Here is a 21855-nt window from a genome sequence, read left to right on the forward strand (position 1 = left end):
ACTGAATTTAAGGGAGTGTACCAAAATGAGAATAACAGACCTGATGATCCAGGAAACGATGATCATGGACCTGCAAGCCACGACGAAAGAAGAGGCTATTGATGAACTCATTTCTAGTTTAAACCGTAGCGGACGTATTAATGACCCGGTATTGTTTAAGGAAATGATTTATAAACGCGAAGCTGAATCGAGCACGGGGATCGGTGGCGGTATTGCCATGCCTCATGCCAAGACAACAGCTGTGAATGAACCTACAGTTGTATTCGCCAAGAGTCGAAAAGGACTTGATTTTGAAGCGCTTGATGATGAACCGGCTCATATATTCTTCATGATTGCAGCTCCAGAAGGGGCGGCCAATACCCATCTTCGTACGCTTGCGGCTCTTTCCAGGCTGTTGATTGATAGCGATTTCATCTCACAGCTGATGAGCACGGACACTCCTGAAGAAGTGACTGCATTATTCGATGCCAAGCAGGCGGAGGAAGCGGAGAAAAAAGCTGCCAAAGAAAAAGCTGAAGCGGAGAAAGCAGCAAATGCTGCAAATGGAACAAACGCTGTATCCGGCTCGGGCCATACGAATGGTCAGAAACAGAGCACATCTGGTGTTATTGTTGGCAATGCGGCATCTGAAGATTTTGTCGTAGCGGTTACAGCTTGTCCAACGGGTATTGCTCACACGTTCATGGCTGAAGATGCTCTCAAAAAGAAAGCACAAGAAATGGGCATAAATATCCGAGTGGAGACTAATGGTTCCGAAGGAGCACAGAACGTACTGACAGCTGATGAAATCGCTCGTGCCAAAGGGGTTATCATTGCGGCGGATAAAAATGTGGAAATGGCCCGCTTTGATGGCAAACCGGTATTGCAAAGACCAGTGAGCGATGGTATTCGCAAATCCGAAGAGCTGATTCGTAAGGCAGTTAACGGCGACGCTCCGATCTACAGAAGCCAGGGCGGCAGTACTGGCAAGGCTGAAGGAGAAAGCCAAGGCAAAGTGAACGTGGGCAGTAAGATTTATAAAGATTTGATGAACGGAATCTCGCATATGCTTCCATTTGTAGTGGGTGGCGGTATTTTGCTCGCAATATCTTTCTTGTTTGAACAAATTGCAAGTCCTGAAAATCCCATCGTGCAACTATTGCAGACGATTGGTGGCGGAACCGGTGCGTTCCATTTCCTGATTCCTGTCCTTGCCGGATTTATTGCGATGAGTATCGGTGATCGTCCTGCCCTCATGCCTGGTATGGTCGGCGGATTGCTGGCCGTGAACTCAAACGCTGGTTTCCTTGGTGGTCTTGCTGCCGGTTTCCTGGCAGGTTACGTTGTAATCGGTCTGCGCAAACTGTTTAAAGGATTGCCTAAAGCCATTGATGGTTTGAAACCAATCCTGCTGTATCCTGTATTCGGATTGCTTATCGTGGGTGCAATAAGTTTCTATGTCTTTGATCCGATTTTTGGTTCCCTTAACACATGGCTTGTGGATGCACTTGGAAATTTGGGTACTGGAAATGCTGTATTGCTTGGCTTGCTGCTTGGCGGCATGATGTCCATCGATATGGGTGGACCGTTTAACAAAGCGGCTTATACGTTTGCCATCGGTGTATTCACATCGAGTGGTAATACAGATGGTGCCTGGATGGCAGCTGTTATGGCAGGTGGTATGGTGCCGCCACTGGCAATTGCCCTGGCTACAACGTTCTTCAAATCCAAATTTACGGAGCAAGAACGCAAATCAGGTTTGACGAATTACGTGCTCGGATTTTCCTTCATCACGGAAGGTGCCATTCCATTCGCTGCAGCTGACCCGCTGCGCGTCCTGACATCCTGTATTCTGGGTTCCGCTGTTGCTGGCGGACTGACTCAACTGTGGAGCATTAACGTACCCGCTCCGCATGGTGGAATTTTCGTTGCAGCACTGGCAAATCACGCGTTACTCTTCCTGCTTGCTGTAGCAATTGGTTCAGTGATCTCCGGTCTGATCCTGGGACTATGGAAGAAATCGCCGACCCTTGTGAAATAAATTAAAGGATGCAATTTTATCCTAAGGTATAAACAAGATCTATCTCATAGCTTTGTAAAATAAAATGGCATCTTCTGAGTGAAATTCACTGGGAAGATGCTTTTTTATTTCGCTGTTAGTCATTCTGTGATAAAATAAACAATATTATTTTAATGAAACTTAGTTTCATCTGTTGAAACTAAAAGGAGGAAACAGAATGTCTAATGATCAGATTAAAGGGCAGGTGCGCAAACAATTTGCTAAAAATGCGGATAAATATGTGACCAGTGTCGGCCATGCCAAAGGTGACGATTTGGCATTACTTGTAGCTTCATCCCAAGCGAGTACTGACATGAAGGTGCTGGATATTGCCACTGGAGGAGGACATGTTGCCAATGCATTAGCTCCACTTGTGGAGCAGGTTACTGCATTGGATTTAACGGAAGAGATGTTACAGGTGGCTGAACGCTTTATCCGGGGGAATGGACACCAGAATGTGGATTTTGTAGCAGGTGATGCTGAACACATACCTTTCAAGGATGATTTATTTGACCTTGTGACCTGTCGGATTGCTGCACACCATTTTCCAGATGTACCTTCCTTTGTATCAGAGGCGTTTCGAGTAATGAAACCTGGTGGAAGGTTGTTAATGATTGATAATGTGGCGCCTGAGCGCGATGAGAACGATCAATTTTACAATGAAATTGAGAAGTGGCGTGATGCAAGTCATGTTCGGGCATGGCGCAAGACGGAATGGATTCGGATGCTGGAGCTTGCCGGATTCCGCATGGAAACGATGGTTTCTTTTGAGAAGGGCTTCATATTTGAAGATTGGTGCAATAGGGCTGGACTTCCTGAGTCGGAGAGCAGAGAGCTGGAAGCAAGCATGCTGAGTGCGCCATCTGTGATTAAGAAGTATTTCAAGTTTGAAGAGACGCAATTGGGCAGACTCGTTAGTTTCGAGGGAGAAAGTGTATATATTCAGGCGGTAAAAGCGAAATAAAGATTCACTGTGGTTGAATGATTCGTTGGAGATGAGGAATTAAAAAAGGCAGAGGTACCCGTTAGAGGGACAACTGCCTTTTTTTGATTCGTTACACAATTTACACAATCAAGGTTTTAGTATAACTTTAGTACATTCGTGTTCGTACAAAATCCGTTAAGCTTCCTTCGCATTCTCCAGAGCAATACGGTGGGAGATGACCTCGGTAGAGTCGAATTCGTCGATGGTGATTTTGCGAAAAAGTTCCGGCATATATTGAATGAGACAGGCGCTTGTCCCATTCTCAAGTTAATGCTACTACGTTCAAACAGACCGCCTAGCTGAAACATGTTATAGGACGCCCCGTAAACCCGGGTTAGCTGCATCGTCCCGCATTTGCGCACAGCCTTGATGCCGATCTCAATCGTAATCAATGAACCGCCATGACATTTCGGCTTCTGTCCGATTTCCTCAGCAATACCACGCGCTCTCTTTTTTCCTCTATCTGGTAGCGATGTATACCTATTACACGACAGGCCATTTTTCTTTACGCAATGCATGAAGCAGTTCGGGGGAAGCGTTCAGGTTATCCCGTACAAGCTCTTCCGGAGTTAATGCCATCCATTGATTTAGAGAGATATCCTCAAAGCGATCGCTTCTGAACATTTCCAAAAACCATAACGTGTCGGCGCCCGTATTCTGAATATAATGCCCCATGGCTACAGGTACATATCCAACATCTCCAGCCCGATAGTCAAAAGTGCGTGCAATGCCATTTCCTCCAAACACCGTCATCCTTCCTTGCCCGGTCAAATAGTATTGCCACTCATCAGCATTGGGATGCCAGTGAAGCTCGCGCATGCCTCCAGGCTTGATTTCGACCAGTGCTGCGGCAACCGTTGTGGAGATCGGGAAGTTGGTGGAATCCACGATGCGCACACTTCCTCCCGGTGTAATGATCGGTTTCTGGGCTAACAGCCGATGCTTGAAAGAGAGAGGCACCGTACCATAGGGGGACTGCACTTCTTGGCTTGCGAGGGAACCAGGGACCTGATCCTGGAAAATGTAAATCTGTTCCGTTGGCATGGATTGGAATGCAGATTCGGGAACGCCAAAATTGACGGACAATACTTCCGGTGGTGTATGCGCAAACCAATCAGAGATGGATAATGTGTTTAGATCGGAGAAGGACCCGTCGTCAAATACAAGCAAGAACTCACACCCATCTGCCAGTCCCTGAATGGAATGGGGTAGACCTTTCGGGAAAAACCACAAATCTCCCGGTCCTACATCGGCGATAAAGTTACGACCATTCTGATCCACGGACGTAATCCGTGCCGTGCCCCAGATCATATACGCCCATTCAGACTGTTGATGCCAGTGCAACTCCCGAACGCCTCAGGTGTAAGACTCATATTCACACCAGCCAGTGTCGTGGCGATGGGCAGATCCCGTACCGTAATTTCACGGGACCAACCGCCATGATTCAACTGCATATGAGTATCGGAAAAAGACATTCTTAGGTTAGGTAATAACCCGTTGTCGGTCACTGGAGGTACCAGCATATCCGGATTTTGTAGATCTCTCATCACATCCCGAGGTCCCAAATCGGGTCCTCCGGCACCGTCTTTTCGTATCGGCTGAGGTATAATTAATGGCTTGCTATTATTGTTGTTTTCATTTTTCATATGCAGATTCCTCCAGTTCATCACTTCATCCCATGACAGATGTCGGTATAGTGAAGATTATGAACCAGAGCTTGGCTATTATGAGGGACGGGAATAATCTGCATTGACGAAGTGGAAAATAACGTGAAAAGTCAAGATGGGTGGTGAGCCGAATGCGTAAACGTTTCAGGTTATTGCTTTACATCGGTTTGATCGTTGGGGTTGTATCCGCTTCGATCGCGGCGAGGCCACTGGAGGTTCTGGCCAGTCCAGATCACATAAGGAAAGACAATGCTGCTTCTTCTCAGGAACAGTTGGCTTATTCGCTTGGGGTCCAGGCCTACATATACGGCTATCCGCTGGTAGTTATGGAACAAACGAAACAGATGGCTCTAAAAACAAGGGCTCCGCTCAATCAGTTTTATTACTCCAGCATGCTGGCTTCTCCGCAATATCACGATATTGTAACTCCCAATAGCAATACGCTTTATTTTAGTGCCTGGCTGGATATTTCCAAAGGTCGGGTGGTCCTGAACGTTCCGGCAAATACGGATGACCGTTATTACACCGTCCAAATGCTTGATGCGTATACCAATACGTTCAGGAATGTGTCCAATCGTACGACGGGAAACAAGGCAGGGCAATTCACCATCGTTGGACCGGGTGAAGGCAGTGATGTAACCAAAACATCCATCCATGCCCCAACGCCAACCGTTATTGGCGCCCAAACCGGAATAGGCAACGATCAAAATGCGGAAAAACTGCATGGCACGCAACGTTATGTGTTGCATTTCAATAAGAATGATCTTCCGCAGGTGACCGGATTTTGGTCTCTCACCCTGTATGGCTCGGATTTTTATCTGATCGATAATGAAATTGGCAGATATTCGATTGGGGATTTGACAAAAGGGCTCGTGTACAACGCTGACGGTTCGCTCGACATCTATATCCAGCCATCTGCTCCTGAAGGGAAAGAATCCAATTGGCTTCCCACACCATCAGGTGAGTTCAATTTGGTGCTGAGGATGTTTGCTCCGAAACCTTCCATGCTGGAAGGGGGATATGAAGTACCTCCGGTCGCCCGGATACAATAGGAATGGATGAGTACCATAATGCACGGAGTGGTATGACCAAGGAACAACAAAAAGACGTGACCGATACGCTTGGTCCCGTCTTTTTGGATGCGTACAGAATGAAAAATAAGAGTAGATAGATTCCATATCGGATTAAATGTAGAGCGAATTCCACATCAGCTCAGTAAAAGGATCAGACACTTTTTTTACTTACTGGGTCAATTTTGGAATCAAGCTGCAAAAATTCATGCTCATAAATTTCATGTACTCTGTTCAGAATTGCTGAGCTTTGCTCCGCAAAACGAAGATTGGTGGGTTTGTTTTTCATCAGGAACGTACCGGATGTAAGTCTGATTTGCGCAACAGCAGCGTTATAAAGTAGAGAAGCTCCATGGCTTGGATGTGGGAAGAATAGCTTCATGATTGGCTTTATATAAAAGGGCAGTCCGGAAGTTTTATTGCCTCTGAGTGTATTGTTGCCTCCGGGGTCCACACTCAGTAACTGAATTCCTTTAGCCGCAGGGGTAGAAGCAGCTTCATGTGTCCATAAAGATAGTGCGAGCTTCGAAGTCGCATAAGGACCGAACAGCTTTTTGAACTCTGCTGGATGTTCCAGAATGTCCAGGTTAAACTGTTTGACCATATTGAACGCACTGGTGGATGTATTAATAACGGTTTTCAATGTGCCTTTGTGAAGAAGATCCTGTAGTTCCATGTAAATGATATATGGCACCACGGTCTGTAATTCAAAGTGCATTTCATGCCCCTGATCCGACAAACGAAGATCGTAACCACTGCCCCCGGCATTATTAAACAACACATCGATGGCATCCGTTTCCGATTTGATTTGATTCAGCGCTTTTCTTAGACTGTCGTACTGGGTAAGATTAGCTTGAACCCAACGGAGCTGGCCGGAGCGCAATCCGTCCTGAATATCGCTGTCTTCCTTCGGGAAAGCGGAACGATTAAGGCCGATAACTTGCCAGCCTTCGGATAACAAGGTGCGGGTCAGTTCAAGACCGATTCCCGAAGTTGAACCTGTAATTAAGGCTGTACGAAGTGTATGTTGTTTTGAATTCATATGAATACCTCCTGAGTGATGGGGTGATAGAGCTAATCTATCTAATGCGCTCATTCTATAATTTGGAGTCGACTCCAAGTCAAGCGTACTGTTGGTTTATATTTTTATTTTTAGTAAGTGGAGTGTTTGAACTCATAACAACCTTGACTTGGAGCTGACTCCAAGTTGTAAGATAGAGAACAATGAAGGTGGAGGAGGTCAACGATGATGAATGATACTGTAGTGTTCTCTATTAAAGAGACGTCAGAACAAGCCGGACTATCGGAAGATACCATTCGTTATTATGAGAAGATTGGACTTCTTCCCCGGGCTGAACGCAAGGCCAACCGCCATCGGGTATACCGTCCGGAGGATATCCAGACGATGAAGCTTATTACTTGTCTAAAAAAAACAGGCATGTCTCTGGAGGAGATGAAGCCTTATCTACAGATGTCCATGGATTCGGACCTGGATGATTTCCCGGATGAGCGTGAAATGCTGCTAAACCATCGGAAGAAGATCGAAGCGCAGATTATCTCCTTGCAGCAGATCGTCGATTTTATCGACGAGAAGATGGAGAAGCGAAGCATGTTTCCAGATGAGTGTCCGATTACCGGGGAGAACCAGATGTCTGTATTTGAAAAAAAGAATATCTTCTCCTGATTGTTTAATCCATCAGTTGAAGCGAAGAACCCACGTCAGGTTGACGAGGGTTCTTCGCTTATATTTAGCAATCCATATGGAGTGTATGACGAAGGCGTTTGATATCACTTTTGGGAGGGAGGCCATACATGCGGGCGTACTCCCGACTGAATTGGGAAGGACTCTCGTAACCAACCTGGAATGCAGCATCGGCTGCATCGGTTGAACCATCAAGCAGCATTCTCCGAGCCTCCTGCAATCGAATCTGTTTTTGATATTGCAGTGGGCTCATGGCGGTAATGGCTTTGAAATGATAATGCAATGAGGACGTACTCATATTGATCATGGAGGCCAATTGCTCGATTCGCACTGGAAGCGCATATTCGGATTGGATCACTTCAATAACTTGGGCGATGTGCTGGGCATGACTGTTCTGAACTGCAAACTGCCTGATGGAATGTCCGTGTTCATCCTGAAGCAGGCGATATAGGATTTCCCGAATCATGAGCGGAGCAAGTACAGGAATGTCTTCAGGTGTATCCAGCAGTCGAACCAAGCGGATTACGGCTTCCAGAAGCGGGAGCTTGGTTGAACTTACAAACAATCCCCGACTTGACGAATTGTCGGGTTTGGTTTGTGAGGCAGGAGAATCCTGGGTAAGATCAAAAATCTGCCCTGAATCAAAATCTAGTCGCAGACAGAGATAGGGCTGATCTGGTGTAGCCTGTACAACCTGCCCTGAAATAGGCAAGTTTATGGAAGCAACCAAATACTGTGAAGAGTCATAGGTGTAGCTCTCCTGTCCGAGAATAACCAGTTTGGACCCTTGGGCCACAATGCACAGGGCGGGTTCGTGCACGGCATGAATGGGCCCTGAAACCTGGGAAGCACGGATCAAAGCAAGCGAAGGAATTGCTGTTAGGTGAACCCCGTCTTCGTGGGTAAAACGCCCGATTAAGCGGGCCAATTCCTGCTGCTGCTGAATAATAGCTGTATCTGGTTCCATTTTTGAAAGCATGGATTGCAGGCCTTCCTTTCCTCGTGCTCGTTTAACTATTTTAGAATGTGCTGGACGAATAGGCAAGAATACTGTGGGATTCTTCTATCGTACAGAGATTGATCCCTTACATAATGAAGGTAAGCAATTGAATCTGTTGGCAACAGAAAGGAGTGTCGTGGAAATATGGTAGGCAATAGATCGGGAAAAAGACAAGAAGTGGAACATCCGTATGTTGGGATGTGGGTGACGAAGGACGGGTACATCAGACATGAACTTCTCCCTGACGGTCGCTATGATGAAGCGCGGGGAAATAGGCAAAGTGCATATCAAGGTCGATATGTAGTCGATGGAGACCATATTGAATATGTGGATGATACTGGCTTTACCGCGGATGGAGACTTTAAGGACGGCGTGCTTTATCATGCGGGCATGGTTTTGTACAGAGAAAATGCACAATAAAATACCTAATAGGGAGAGAAACAATATGTTTAATGTAAAAGGGAAAGTCGTTGTGATCACTGGTGCAAGCGGCGGAATTGGGGAGGCAACAGCGCGTCTGTTGGCAGAGCATGGTGCACATGTTGTCATTGGTGCAAGACGGTTGGATCGTCTAGAGGCGCTGGCGTCCTCCATTCGCTCGGAAGGAGGTTCGGTGGAATATCATACCCTTGATGTTACACAGCTGGAAGAAATGCAAACGATCGTAGGGGTGGCGCTCAGTCGTTATGGACGCTTGGATGTGATTATAAATAATGCCGGAGTCATGCCGCTATCGCCACTAGAAGCATTAAAAGTGGACGAATGGAACCGTATGATTGATGTTAACATCCGCGGTGTTCTGCACGGCATCGCAGTTGGGCTGCCAGTTATGAAAAAGCAGGGTTCCGGCCAGTTTATTAATATTGCCTCCATCGGAGCTTATGCCGTGACACCAACGGCGTCGGTATATTGCGCAACCAAATATGCGGTCCGTGCGATCTCGGAGGGTCTGCGACAGGAAGTAGGCGGAGATATTCGTGTGACCCTTGTATCGCCAGGAGTGACTGAATCCGAACTTGCCGAATCGATCTCTGATGATGAAGCACGCGAGCTTATGAAGGATTATCGGCGTATTTCCATCCCGGCCACGGCTATTGCTCAGAGTATTCTGTATGCGATTAACCAACCGGCTGAGGTGGATGTAAATGAAATCGTGGTAAGACCCACAGCAAGCATGGCTTAAACGCCGCTGAAGGACTAGAGAGATGTTCCCATCCATGGACGGAATGGGGACGTCTTTTTGTACCCTGAAAGAGAGAGCTTGCCTGGGTTGCGATATGGTATAGTAATGATCAAAGTACTGCACCAGAGAGAGGGGAATACTACATTGACGCTGCAACAGCTAAAATATGTAATTGAAGTAGCCACACGTGGCTCGATGAATGAAGCCGCCAAGCGGCTGTTTATTTCCCAGCCCAGCCTGTCGAATGCCATTCGGGATCTGGAGCAGGAGCTGCGGATTACCATTTTTGAACGCACAAATAAAGGGATTACCTTGTCCAAAGAAGGTGTGGAATTTCTAAGTTATGCACGCCAGGTGGTGGAACAGGCGGAATTGCTGGAAAATCGTTATTTGAATGCCAAGCCGTCTCCGCAACATTTTTCCGTCTCCACACAGCACTATGCTTTTGCGGTGAATGCATTCGTGAAGCTGGTGCAGCAATATGGGCAGGATGAATATGAATTGGCTCTGCGAGAAACGAAAACGTATGAAATTATCCAGGATGTAAAAAGCCTGCGCAGCGAGATTGGCATTCTTTATCTGAATGAATTTAATTCCAAGGTCATTAACAAGCTGCTTAAGGATGCGGGTCTGGTGTTCAACAGTCTGTTTGTTGCCAAGCCACATATCTTTATCAGTGTGCAAAATCCGCTCGCGAAGCAGGAGTCGGTTGCGATTGAACAGCTTCAGGATTATCCATACCTGTCCTTTGACCAGGGGGAATATAACTCCTTCCATTTTTCAGAGGAGATCCTAAGCACGCTTTCTCATCCCAAAAGCATACAGGTTAACGACCGAGCCACGCTGTTTAATTTGCTGATCGGTTTGAACGGATACACCATCTCGACAGGTGTGCTTAGTGCAGATCTGAATGGGAACGAGATCATCCCCGTCCCGCTGGAGTGTGAAGAGACCATTAATGTCGGTTGGATCAGCCACAAAAATGCCTCGCTTTCCAATCTGGGCGTGGAGTATGTCCAGGCTCTGCATGAGGCGATTCAGTCCTAAATGGTCATGAAAAACCGCTTCCGTTCAGCGGAATCGGTTTTTTTGTTGGTTTTATATCATTCTGGTTTAGTGTACGATACTATCTTCACGTATAATATAGGAACACACTTATAATCATTGCGTAAAAGTACGAGAGGAGAACGGTTAGTGCGAGTTTTATACCGAAATAAGAGTGAACAGCATGAGTTGACGATATATGACACATCCAAGCTTTATGGGGAAAAGGGCAGCTTTCGTGTGCTGGAGTTCTCAAATGCAGCAGTTCAGGGAGCAATGGATCTGGATGATCCATCCCGAATGGTGCTGGAGTATCCAAGAGCGATGGTGCATCTGATGGAACGAAATAATCCGGAATATGAATCGGTTTTTGTGGTGGGACACGGTATTGGAACCTTATCAACCTATCTGTCTAACCGTCAAGTAAAAGTCGCCGAACTCGATGCTGAAGTCGTTGAGCTGAGCAAAACTTTCTTTGGATATAGTGGAGATCATGTGCTGGTTGGTGACGGACGTGAACTATTGGAGCAGGAAGCCTCAGGCTCATACAATTATATTGTTGTGGATGCTTTTACGGCTACGGGAACTCCTGCACAGTTCACTTCAAGTTCATTTTTCACGATGCTGAAAGATAAATTGCATTCTGGTGGTATCGTATTGCTGAATGTATTCGGACGTGTGGGCAATGACAGACTGGTGAATGCGATTCATACCACGTTACAGGAACACTTCGCTTATACACGCTCATTTGCATTGCCAGCTGAAACATCCGATGAAGTCCAAAATCGCATCTTGGTGGGGTGTGACGAGCCCATTTCATTTCAATCGCGTCATATGGCAGGGTTTGTAGAACAGCAGCCTGGAGAGGGATATGTTATTGTGGATTCATAGGCAAATGTCATTAAATTGTCAATCTTCCTATGTAATTATTCGAACTTCATAAACTATTTATTTCTTCTTAACAACTTTCGTATAAGATAGAAGGAATATGCCTTTTCATGAAAAACCGGGGGAAGCAATAATGATCGCAGAGAATAAAACACCCAGATTAAGAAGAAAAGTAAGGGAGTTCAAAAAAATCAGCCTTACCGCCCTGTTGAGTGGATTGGTCACCATTGCCGTTTTGATGACATTGACCATTATGTTTATTTCATCTTATACATCCCAGAAGCAGTCGCTGATTAATAATACACTCTCACTTAATTATTCAAGTGCCATGCAAATGAGCCAAACACTGGACTCGTTGTTTCAATCCATGCAGGGCAGTTTGAAGTATTCAGCCAATTATTTTCCGGAAATAGACTATGCGGATGCCAATAAGCTGGATTCCACACTGGATTTGATTCGAAACAGCAGTAATTATTTCAATTCGGTTTCTCTGATAGATGCATCGGGAATAATTCGGGGCTCATCTCCTTATTTGGAAAAAAGCCTCGGACAGCCTATCACTTCAGATGCAGCCAAAAAAGCGTTCAAATCCAGAGATTCCTATATATCTGAAGCATATCGTGCACCTTATTCGGAACGAAGAATTGTTTTTGTGAGTGAACCGATCTTCAGTCCGTCAGGTGAATTCAAAGGCATGATTAGTGGGAGCATCTATCTGCAGGAAAACAATATCTTGAACCTGTCATTTGGCAGCCAGCTGAAGACCAGTAATGGTTCTTATTTTTTTATTGTTGATGCCAAAGGAACATTGCTATTTCACCCCGATAGGGAAAGAATCGGTGAAAATCTAAGCGAAAATCAAGTTGTGCAGAAATTGCTTAATGGCCAGACCGGTAAAGAACAATACAAGAATCTGGCTGGTGTGGATTCACTCGCAGGTTATTATAAGGTGCCGACAACCGATTGGGGAGTTGTTGTTGTATCTCCAACCCAGATGGTATACGATCAGCTGAATCAACATATTCGCATGTTGCTGCTGTACACTTCAGTGCCGTTCATCATTCTGACGCTTATCGTTATTCGTGTAGCACGCAAGCTGGCCAGTCCGTTTGTTTATCTTGCGGACTTGGTTAACCAGGTGGATCAGGGCAAAGTAGATTTGCCTGTAATGAAGCCGCATTGGAATAGGGAAGCTGACCTGTTAACGCGTACCGTGTTAAGCGCATTGGCAAATTTTCGAAAGCAGAAGGATCAGCTTACTTATGATGCCAGAACGGATGTATTAACTGGAATGACCAATCGCAGAACATTTGAAGAAGTCATCCAGCACTGGATTGATGAAGAAGTTCCTTTCTCCATTGTCGTCCTGGATATTGACCGTTTTAAATCCATAAACGATACGTATGGTCATCATGCGGGGGATCAGGTTCTGAAGCATATCGCGAATATCATTAAACTGTCGGTTCGGACGCAGGATGTATGTTCCCGGTTTGGCGGCGAGGAGTTTGTTGTGTTATTGCGACATACGGAATCCAAAACAGCGTATCAAATTGCCGAGCATATCCGCGTATCCGTGGAACAAAGTATATTGCCTATTGATCGTTCTGTAACGATTTCGGCAGGCATTGCCGAATATCCGTTGCATTCCACAACACCGACAGAGTTGTTCCATCTCGCGGACAATGCGTTATATCAAGCCAAGGAAGAGGGACGTAATCGTACCATTACCATTCAAACGGTCACTAAATAAGGTTTGCGCACCTTCCATTCGAAAACAAAAAGAAGCTAAACCCATCTAAGCAGGGGATAGCTTCTTTTGTCTTTTGTTTAGACCTCTTGTGATCTGGCGAGGACTTCATTCGTATACTGTTCTCCCCAGTCTCGCATGCTGTAGATAATTGGCCGGAGCGTTTCTCCAAACGGCGTAAGGGAATATTCTACTTTGGGCGGAACCTGAGGATAGATTTCTCTGTGAACAATTCCGCTGCTTTCCAACTCTCTTAGCTGGAGAGTTAACATCCTTTGGGTAATATCAGGAAATAATTTTCGGATCTCGTTGAATCTTAACGAACCAGAGAATAGGTGATAAAGAATCGCACCTTTCCATTTGCCTCCGATGACGCTAAGTGTGACTTCAACGGAACAGCCATAAGGCGAGGGGCGCGCATCGTTCGAGTTCTTTCTCATTATAGTTGCACCTCCAGTTCGTGGTGGTTATTTATAGTATCCATTTCAGTAACTACAGCACATAAATGTATATATCACTTACATATGAGCATATCACTTCTCCACTGGATTATAAACCCCATGCATCTGCATGAGGTTAAATCAACAAAGAACCCCGGTTTCGTATCGCGAAACATCGAGGTTCTCAGGATTGAAAAGCTTGATTATAGTAAAGTGTCTAGGGAGTACGCTCCTGCACCCGCAAGTGCAACACCGATCAGCGATCCGAGCATAACCAGATTGTACTCGAACCCTCCGTTCAGATTCCAAAGTCCTTTACCAGCATGGACTTTCACTATGGCAATAACCATAGGAATAATGAGCAAAATGACAGCAACACCAGTCCAGAGCCCTGCTCCAAACAGGAACCCACCGATCAATTCAATAAGCCCTCCACAGACAGCCATAACTCTCGCAGGCTTCAGACCAATTGCGCCGAAAAATTCAGCTGTTCCTGATATGCCTTCTCCACCAAACCAGCCAAACAGTTTCTTGCATGCATGACCCATCATAATAAAACCAATAACAAGTCGAATGATAAGTAATCCAGCGTCTAACATATGTTTATTTCCTCTTCTCAGGTTGTATAAAATGATTGGCCTCATATCGTATAAACGTCAGATCAGCGACGCCAGAATGGTATCGCATAGGGCCATGGTTTCAATATTATCCTTACCACTGGAATGTGGAACTGCCTTGTTCTGGCAGCATTCCATGAAATGAGCCATCTCACCTACAAACCCTCGTAAGTAGAGGTCACGATAAGCTCCTGACATGGGAGAGCCGGAAGGGGTGAAAACAGAATCCTGCTCCTCAAGGGATTTCCAGGGAAGGTTATCCCCTGTACGAGAATGATGAACCGTGAGTGTGTTAATCTCATCTGCTAACGCAAATCCGTCGTCAAAGGTGACTAGTACACTTTCGCTCTCGCGTGACCATGCACTCATGCCAGCAAAGTACGCACTTCCTACCACACCATGATCAAATTTCAGGGAAATGCTCTGGTTAATATGTTCTCCGTCTTTAATTGTTGTGCCTGTAACTTGTACGACTTCCCCGAACAGAAAACGCATCAGATCAACCATATGAATGGCAGCGAGCTTCATGAATTGTTCCTCATCCTTGCAAAATGGTGTGCTGTCTACAGCGAATTTCATTTGGAAAGAACATGCTCTGCCCATTGATCCGCCATCAATCAGTTCCTTGAGTTTCATGTAGACTGGAGCATATCGTTTCATAAATCCAACCATGACAACCACACCGGCCTTTTGGGCAGCTTCAGCCACAGCAGCAGCTTCGGCAGCGTTCCATCCGAGAGGCTTATCCACGTATACGTTTTTGCCAGCCCGGATGCATTCAAGGGCAAGAGCTGTCTGATCCTCTGGTTGCGCCACAACAACGACGCCATCACAGTCTTCATTCTGCAGCATCAGCTCAGTATTGTCATAAGCTTTCCCGCTGCTCCCAAAACGAAGGAGCGCCGCCTTGGACCGTTCAATATTCCGAGTGGCGATGGCCTGGATTTCTGCTCCTGCTTCAACAGCAGAAGGATATATATTTGTGGATGCATGAAAACCTGCACCGATAAAACAAAGTTTGGCTTTTTTCATGAGGGATCTCTCCTTTAAATTCATATCACCATTCACAATGATTAGATCTTGTAGCTTAAATGCTTCAGCATCTGTCCGGCAATGGTGTTGTTAACACTATGAGGGACCGGCTGTGGCCCGAAGATGAGATGTTGGCGTTGTTGTACAAGATATAGCAGGGAGGCCGCTTGCAGGGACAAGCCTAGATCCATCGTTTCGGCAGGGTTGCCGCTGCCACCAGCCAGATTCAGCATCTCTCCTTGAGTAAGTAACATGAGTCGACGTCCGTTGGCTAATGTAAATTGTTCGATATCCGCTGTCAGTTGTTCCGTATGCTGCGCATCCTGACGGAGACTTTCCAAATCCATCTCCCATGAAAAATGTCCGGCATTGGCGAGGATCGTTCCATCATTCATCTGGCTAAAATGTTCCTTCAGAATGGCGTTGGGACGGCCTGTAACAGTAATGTACACTTGGGCAAATGCAAATGTATCCTCCAGTCGTGCCACTCTGAATCCATCCAGCGCGGCCTCCAGCCCCGCGATCGGATCGGTTTCAATGACGACAACTTGGCTTCCCAGATTGCGTAAATACCTCGCAATGCCTCGTCCACAGGTTCCATAACCTACGATGACGAAACGACGTGTGGGCAGAATCAGGTTCGTAGTACGCATGAAACCTTCAATAATGGTCTGTCCGACGCCGTGTTCATTTTCCATAATGCGTTTGAGTGGACTGTCATTAATGACAATGATCGGGAAAGGAATATTCTCACCTGTCTCTTCACGCAGCAAATTGGCCCCGGTCGTCGTTTCCTCCGTACCACCAATAAGAGAGTTATTGTCATAGTGTTGGATGAGGGTTCGCGCCAGATCGGCTCCGTTATCCATGAGGAGATGGGGGTGGTGCCGAAGTACATTATGAATATTTTGCAGGTGTTCATTGCGCCTGTCCGAACGTTGTCCATACACCGTGATACCTTCTTCTTGCAGTGCTGCTGCGACGGCGTCTTTCGTTGTGCCCGGGCTGCCAGTCAATACAACGTTGGCTCCACCAGCTTGGAGTGTTCGGCATAACACAGCAGTTTTGGGCTCCACATGAATACATACACCGATGGTTAAGCCAGCAAAAGGCTGCTCTTTGGCAAACTGCGATTTTAATTCACTGAGCAGGGGCATATGCATTTCTGTCCAGTGAATGCTGCGTTTTCCTTCTTCAATACTTCCATGTGTTGTGTTGTTCTTGAGATTCATGCAAACTCTCCTTTTCTGTGCAAGGTACAGCGTGCCCTGCGGGTCACCTGATCTGCTAATGTCTACGATAGGGAGTTTGGATGTGTTAAAAAAGGACATATGTCCTTTTTGTTGAAGTTTGGAAAAAAGATGTTGCAAACTTATTTTAGAGCATGTATACTCTTAATTACGGTAAAACAAGCTATTGCTTGACCGAAATGCTTTTCATCTATGATGAGAAGATACATATTATGCGGTCGTGGCGGAATTGGCAGACGCGCACGGTTCAGGTCCGTGTGGGCTAACCCCCGTGGAGGTTCGAGTCCTCTCGACCGCATTGAAGAAAAAAAAGCTCGTGAAATTGCTCTAAAGGCAATTCGCGAGCTTTTTTTGTTTTTTTATTTATTGAATATGAATTGTTGCACACATAGGCCTGCAACCGCTCCGGCAATACCGAAAAGCGTAACACTGGTCATGAGCTCATACGCCTGAAAGTGAAATAAAAAGGCGACGCCGCTTCCGAATGTTGTTCCTGCGAGAAATCCGAGAGAAATCCCTATTTCTTTGGTTAATTTCATAGGTTCACCTGCTTGGGAATGTGAGTTTAGGATTTGCAAATTTTTAAAACAGGAAGTAAAGTGTGATCAGGAAAATACTCACATTTTATTTCCTTTTTTCATTTTGTGGTTTTATCCATGTAATTATGCATGATATTTCTCAAGGGAGGTTAAGAGCAAATGAATATGAACGAACGAATTGCAGTATGGAACGAAGAAGCGCAGAATTGTACTTGTGGGCATGATCACCGTTTGGTGCAAATGCAGGTGTACTTAGAGCATGGAGCTATTCAGCGGTTACCTGGCCATTTGTCCGAGCAAGGGTACAGACATGTGACAATTGTTTATGATCGATATACGGGATCGGCAGCAGGATACGAAGTGGTAAATAAACTTCGACAAACGGGCGTTCATGTGGATGAGATCTCCATGCCAGAGAACAAAGCAGGGCATGTTGTCGCCGACGAGGTGGGAATTGTGCAGGTTCTACTGGGTGTGAAACTGGGCAGTCAGGCGATCATTGCTGTTGGTTCAGGGACCATTCATGATCTGGTGCGACTTGTTTGCTCCAAAATGAACAAGCCCTTTCTGTCAGTACCCACGGCAGCTTCGGTTGACGGATTTACCTCGGCAGGTGCACCTCTTATTGTAAGCGGCGTCAAACAGACTTTCCAGGCGGTTCCACCTGAAGCTATATTCGCGGACATCGATATTTTGGAGCAAGCCCCCCAAGAGATGAATGCCGCCGGATTCGGGGATATGCTTGGTAAATATACATCACTGGCGGACTGGGTAGTTTCCAGGGATCTGGGCGGGGAACCGTTCTGTCCAGTAGCTTATCGCATGACGGAGGAAGCACTAACGACCTGTGTGCAGCATGTACAAGGTATCGCCGAAGGGCGGGCTGATGGTGTGACTGTATTAATGGATGCGCTGATTGCTTCCGGCATTTCCATGCTGATCATTGATCATTCCCGTCCTGCATCCGGTGGAGAACATCATCTGTCCCATCGGTGGGAGATGGATCTGATGGAGGCAGGGCACAAGCCCGTTTTGCATGGTGCCAAGGTGGGAGTGGCCTGTGCACTGCTTACGGTAAAATATAAAGATCTTGCACAAAAATCCAACGAATCTGTTTTCCGTGTATACAATAATCTGCCGAATGCATCTCAGCTTACAGATTGGCTTGAGCAAGTTGGGGGCCCTACAACAACTGAACAGTTGGGCGTATCCATGGAGATGGTAGAACATGCGTTGACCACAGCTCATCTGCTTCGTGATCGTTATACAGGACTGAAATATATCAACGAGATTCTTAATGCGGGTTCGAAATAAGGGTGAAGAAATAATATGGACAAGTGTTATCTCATGCGTTTAGTTGTACGTACAAATTAGGGAGTCATCATGTAATGTACGAGACAAGGAAGTGCCGTTGTTTACAATTGAGCTGATTGTGCTTGATGCGATAGCAACATATCTTGATGAATTACTGAAAAACACGGTCATACAAGGGACTAGGAAGGATCGGGACAAACGTTATACAAGCTGAAAGCAGAGGATAAATTAAAGCCTATTCCATTGGGGAACAGGCTTTTTACTTTTTTATAAAAAGTGTGAGATTAAATTGTTCGTACAAATATAATATGCAAGCGAAGCTAGCAATGACGTTCTATTCTTTTAAATGATTAATGATTAATGATTAATGATTAATGATTTAATGGAGTGGTTTGTAAGCATCGATAAGGAATATATGTGCATATGTAGCCGCTCCTTCCGTTAGAGAGATTTTCGCCTCGTTCAGAGAGCGAGCTGTTTTGGCTCAGGGAAAGGAGTGACTAAGGAGGAAGGGGATGTGCATACAAAGGTAGTTGGGGGGCAGGGAGGCTACTTATCGTCCCGGAGAGACGATACTGAGTGCACGCGACTGGAGAAATGGTAACTTAATATAACCTATACGATGAAAGTTGTAACTTTGTACTTTAAAAAGGCTCTGTCTTTCCCCATGAGGGAGGACAGAGCCTTTTGGTTGTTCGCTAATTTAGTTATTGTGACGATCTTTCAAGATGACATCTGCGAACAAAATAGTTTTCGGGATGCGGAAAAATTGTTCCGCTTGTTCCTGAAACGCAGCAGAAGGCAGCGTTCCCTGATGCAGCCATTTGCGGAAAGTGCCAGGGTGAACCCCGATCCAGTGGCTGACATCTGTCACCGACAAATCATGGACCATACACAAGCCTGTCAGAATACGGTTGCTAACCGGAGAACGGGTCACCGTACGCTTCATGAAGCGGGAAGGCTCGGGCTGACAAATAACAGGGCTTTTGCGTACCACTTCTTCATTAAAAAGAATGTGGCGCGGGTAGCCGAGTAACTGACATGCCTTGTCCAAATTGGTACTGCCGGGTATCCGTCCTTCATACACCCACGCGCTGACGCTACGTGAAGAGATGGATAGATCTTCGGCGAGCTGGGACAACTTGATATCATTGGCCATCAGCACGGCAAGAAGAACACGGTTGCGGATTTGACAGCGTGTCGGTTTTCGGAATCGTTTAACACGGACGCCTTTTCCCAAATATTTACGGTTGATCAGAGACCACGCCTGGATGGAATGTTGTTCTGGTTGATTAGGCATATTTCCTCCGATTTTTTTAACCAAATACTACAATAAGTACGGGGGTACTTTCAAGTGCCGGGTGCACCTGTTTCAAATGAACGGATGCGTGAATCCGCTACAAAGGAGGAATTATGAACTAGACCAGACGCAATTCACATCCTAGTATATTCCTAGATTACAATGTTTCACTAAATTTAAGGGATCAAATAGATAATGAATAAAAATAAAATGAGTCTAATTACCTATTAGTGAGACTATAGTACTTTTATCTATTTTTTGTTGATATGATGCGGTTTATTTCCCTGATTTACCCATAAATACTCGTTTCCCGTTAAAGGAACCAATTTCCAATGTGCACAAATCTGAAATTAGAAATCCGCGGGTTCAGCCAGGCATGTGACCTGTCAAAATCTCTTATTCTTACATATCTTGTATGGAGATCAAGTGAGAGGGAGAGGTGAGAAACGTGAGTCCATCCGTAAGTACCTTTGCTGCCATTTCAGGTGCGTTCATGACGTTTGCTTTTGGTGGATGGGATCAGCTGCTTAGCTTGCTGGCGGTTGCAATGGCTGTGGATTATATTACGGGTCTCGCTGCGGCAGTAAGAACGGGTAAAGGATTGAATAGTAATATTGGATTCTGGGGGCTGGCGCGAAAAGGTCTCATGCTGACGGTTATTCTGCTTGCCCACCGAATTGACCTGCTCATGGGGACTGACATCATAAAAGGGGGAGCCATCTACTTTTATCTGGTGAATGAGCTAATATCCATTACCGAAAATTATGCCCGCATCGGGCTTCCACTGCCTGACAAGCTCAGACAGGCTATAGCGGTGCTTAAAAAACAGGAGAATTTGTCTGACCGGGAGTGGCCCCAACCACAGCCGAATGTGGAAAATAAAGAGACAAAAGAAGAAACAACGGAAGTTGTCTCGGAAAAACAGACAAACCAAAGTGAACAGATGGATAATATGTCTCAGGAGAATTCAAAGGCGAATGAAAGCAGGCCCGATTAGATTATCTTTTAAGAGAACGTTTCCAAGTATCCTTTCGTAATAGAGGACGTTATGATATATTTTGGATACAAGAAAATTCATTCATACCAATTATTATACTCAAATGAGGTGCTTGTCTGATGATTAAACATATTGTTCTGTTTAAAATGAAAGATCGTTCTTCTGAAAGTATCGAAGCGGCTGCGAATGTTCTTCGCAATCTGCAAGGGAAAATTGATGTTCTGGTCTCGCTTGAAGTGGGTATTGACGTGCTTCGTTCGGACAGATCTTTTGACATCTCACTGACGGCAGAATTTGAATCACTGGAAGATCTTCAGGCATATCAGGTACATCCGCTGCATCAGGAAGTCATCAAGTATATGAACGAGGTCAGAGAGCAGTCGATTGCAGTGGACTACGAAATCTAATCTGTTATTCATTCTACTTTGGATAAAGGGGACTCTGTATGAGCGATTTAAGAGACGTTATGGAATTTTTATATATTTTTGTCGTGTTTCTGATCGCTTGTCCTGTGATGTTATTTTGGCTTAAGCGAAGAGGAAAAAGGAACCGATAATTCACTGAACGGGAAGTGAACATATTGTATTATGTAAACAGGGAACAGATTGCACGCAGGCTTGCTGCCGTACCGGAGGTGGCTGAAGGTCTTCGCCGCGCGTCACAGGCTTGGGATGGCAGTCTCATGCTGGGTTTGGTACAGGAGCGTTGTCTTCATCTAGCCATTGAAATCGTTACGGATGTGGGGAGTTACCTCATAGACGGCTTCATCATGCGTGATGCGAGCAGTTATGATGACATTATTCAAATTAATCACGAAGAGAAGGTTTTTGATCATGGAACCTATGAGGTGCTTAGTCGCCTCGTATCGTTGCGCAAGCCGCTCGTTCAGGACTATTACAGCTGGGAGCGGTCTGAACTGCATCCGCTGAGCAGTGACTTGCCGGGCGTGCTTGAACAATTTTCCCATCAGGTCCATACCTATGTGGAAAAAGAACTCGGACCTTTCCAGACTGCACAGGCCGAGGGACAGAGCAAGGAATGA

20 protein-coding genes, 1 tRNA gene and 2 pseudogenes are annotated in these 21855 nt (G+C 45.7%); 14 read left to right on the top strand and 9 right to left on the bottom strand.

Annotation, left to right across the window (positions count from 1 at the left end):
* Positions 1-25: 25 nt before the first annotated feature.
* Positions 26-2020 carry a PTS fructose transporter subunit IIABC gene (locus tag AMS66_RS26115; protein WP_053783574.1) on the top strand — a complete coding sequence of 665 codons (1995 nt, stop codon included), beginning with the start codon at positions 26-28 and terminating at the stop codon, positions 2018-2020.
* A gap of 196 nt (positions 2021-2216) precedes the next feature.
* Entirely contained in the window at positions 2217-3002 is a 786-nt protein-coding gene (locus tag AMS66_RS26120) for a class I SAM-dependent methyltransferase (RefSeq protein ID WP_053783575.1), read from the top strand.
* 504 nt (positions 3003-3506) lie between these two features.
* Here the strand turns inward: AMS66_RS26120 and AMS66_RS26125 are convergent.
* Positions 3507-4669, bottom strand: a pseudogene (locus tag AMS66_RS26125) (oxalate decarboxylase family bicupin).
* Between the two features lie 152 nt (positions 4670-4821).
* Here AMS66_RS26125 and AMS66_RS26130 point away from each other — a divergent pair.
* Positions 4822-5742, top strand: a complete 921-nt coding sequence (locus AMS66_RS26130) for a DUF1214 domain-containing protein (protein WP_053783576.1) — start codon at positions 4822-4824, stop codon at positions 5740-5742.
* 172 nt (positions 5743-5914) lie between these two features.
* Here the strand turns inward: AMS66_RS26130 and AMS66_RS26135 are convergent, their stop codons facing one another.
* The gene (locus AMS66_RS26135; protein WP_053783577.1) at positions 5915-6802 is read right to left on the bottom strand and encodes an SDR family NAD(P)-dependent oxidoreductase; all 888 of its coding nucleotides are present in this window, start codon (positions 6800-6802) and stop codon (positions 5915-5917) included.
* A gap of 204 nt (positions 6803-7006) precedes the next feature.
* Here AMS66_RS26135 and AMS66_RS26140 point away from each other — a divergent pair, with 204 nt between their 5' ends.
* Entirely contained in the window at positions 7007-7444 is a 438-nt protein-coding gene (locus AMS66_RS26140) for a MerR family transcriptional regulator (RefSeq protein ID WP_053783578.1), read from the top strand.
* Between the two features lie 64 nt (positions 7445-7508).
* Here the strand turns inward: AMS66_RS26140 and AMS66_RS26145 are convergent, their stop codons facing one another.
* Entirely contained in the window at positions 7509-8429 is a 921-nt protein-coding gene (locus tag AMS66_RS26145; RefSeq protein ID WP_236703633.1) for an AraC family transcriptional regulator, read from the bottom strand.
* A 177-nt stretch (positions 8430-8606) separates the two neighbouring features.
* On the opposite strand from AMS66_RS26145, the gene AMS66_RS26150 reads away from it, so the two are divergent.
* The 5 genes from AMS66_RS26150 to AMS66_RS26170 all read left to right on the top strand — a co-directional run bounded on the left by AMS66_RS26150 (position 8607) and on the right by AMS66_RS26170 (position 13327).
* Positions 8607-8882 carry an Atu4866 domain-containing protein gene (locus tag AMS66_RS26150; protein ID WP_053783580.1) on the top strand — a complete coding sequence of 92 codons (276 nt, stop codon included), beginning with the start codon at positions 8607-8609 and terminating at the stop codon, positions 8880-8882.
* Positions 8883-8907: 25 nt separating this feature from the next.
* Positions 8908-9645 carry an SDR family oxidoreductase gene (locus AMS66_RS26155; protein ID WP_053783581.1) on the top strand — a complete coding sequence of 246 codons (738 nt, stop codon included), beginning with the start codon at positions 8908-8910 and terminating at the stop codon, positions 9643-9645.
* Positions 9646-9789: 144 nt separating this feature from the next.
* On the top strand, positions 9790-10692 hold the full coding sequence (locus tag AMS66_RS26160) for a LysR family transcriptional regulator (protein WP_053783582.1): 903 nt from the start codon (positions 9790-9792) through the stop codon (positions 10690-10692).
* A 147-nt stretch (positions 10693-10839) separates the two neighbouring features.
* The gene (locus AMS66_RS26165; protein ID WP_053783583.1) at positions 10840-11580 is read left to right on the top strand and encodes a spermidine synthase; all 741 of its coding nucleotides are present in this window, start codon (positions 10840-10842) and stop codon (positions 11578-11580) included.
* 130 nt (positions 11581-11710) lie between these two features.
* Positions 11711-13327: a sensor domain-containing diguanylate cyclase gene (locus AMS66_RS26170; protein WP_053783584.1), complete on the top strand. Its 1617-nt coding sequence runs from the start codon at positions 11711-11713 to the stop codon at positions 13325-13327.
* A gap of 77 nt (positions 13328-13404) precedes the next feature.
* Here the strand turns inward: AMS66_RS26170 and AMS66_RS26175 are convergent, their stop codons facing one another.
* The 4 genes from AMS66_RS26175 to AMS66_RS26190 form a co-directional block, all read right to left on the bottom strand.
* Positions 13405-13764, bottom strand: a complete 360-nt coding sequence (locus AMS66_RS26175) for a winged helix-turn-helix transcriptional regulator (protein ID WP_053783585.1) — start codon at positions 13762-13764, stop codon at positions 13405-13407.
* A gap of 203 nt (positions 13765-13967) precedes the next feature.
* Positions 13968-14363: a DoxX family protein gene (locus AMS66_RS26180; RefSeq protein WP_053783586.1), complete on the bottom strand. Its 396-nt coding sequence runs from the start codon at positions 14361-14363 to the stop codon at positions 13968-13970.
* 57 nt (positions 14364-14420) lie between these two features.
* A complete protein-coding gene (locus tag AMS66_RS26185) occupies positions 14421-15413 on the bottom strand; it encodes a Gfo/Idh/MocA family protein (protein ID WP_053783587.1) in 993 nt (330 codons plus the stop codon).
* 41 nt (positions 15414-15454) lie between these two features.
* Complete coding sequence (locus tag AMS66_RS26190) at positions 15455-16645, bottom strand: adenosylhomocysteinase (RefSeq protein ID WP_053783588.1); 1191 nt, start codon at positions 16643-16645, stop codon at positions 15455-15457.
* Positions 16646-16877: 232 nt separating this feature from the next.
* Between AMS66_RS26190 and AMS66_RS26195 the strand changes: the two genes are divergently transcribed.
* Positions 16878-16961: transfer RNA gene (locus AMS66_RS26195), tRNA-Leu, on the top strand.
* A gap of 61 nt (positions 16962-17022) precedes the next feature.
* On the opposite strand, the gene AMS66_RS26200 is transcribed toward AMS66_RS26195, so the two are convergent.
* A complete protein-coding gene (locus AMS66_RS26200) occupies positions 17023-17202 on the bottom strand; it encodes a hypothetical protein (RefSeq protein ID WP_053783589.1) in 180 nt (59 codons plus the stop codon).
* 159 nt (positions 17203-17361) lie between these two features.
* Here AMS66_RS26200 and AMS66_RS26205 point away from each other — a divergent pair, with 159 nt between their 5' ends.
* Positions 17362-18516, top strand: coding sequence for a sn-glycerol-1-phosphate dehydrogenase (locus AMS66_RS26205; RefSeq protein ID WP_053783590.1), 1155 nt, complete (start codon positions 17362-17364; stop codon positions 18514-18516).
* Positions 18517-19219: 703 nt separating this feature from the next.
* Here AMS66_RS26205 and AMS66_RS26210 read toward each other — a convergent pair.
* Entirely contained in the window at positions 19220-19816 is a 597-nt protein-coding gene (locus tag AMS66_RS26210; RefSeq protein ID WP_024629188.1) for a helix-turn-helix domain-containing protein, read from the bottom strand.
* Positions 19817-20255: 439 nt separating this feature from the next.
* Here AMS66_RS26210 and AMS66_RS26215 point away from each other — a divergent pair.
* From AMS66_RS26215 to AMS66_RS26225, 3 genes and pseudogenes are all read left to right on the top strand, one after another.
* Positions 20256-20651, top strand: a pseudogene (locus AMS66_RS26215) (phage holin family protein); the annotation flags it as partial.
* 281 nt (positions 20652-20932) lie between these two features.
* Positions 20933-21220 (top strand): Dabb family protein, encoded by a 288-nt coding sequence (locus tag AMS66_RS26220; protein ID WP_053783591.1) that lies wholly within the window; start codon positions 20933-20935, stop codon positions 21218-21220.
* Between the two features lie 173 nt (positions 21221-21393).
* Entirely contained in the window at positions 21394-21855 is a 462-nt protein-coding gene (locus AMS66_RS26225; protein ID WP_053783592.1) for a DUF86 domain-containing protein, read from the top strand.

The sequence above is a fragment of the Paenibacillus xylanivorans genome, assembly GCF_001280595.1.
Lineage (GTDB): Bacteria > Bacillota > Bacilli > Paenibacillales > Paenibacillaceae > Paenibacillus > Paenibacillus xylanivorans.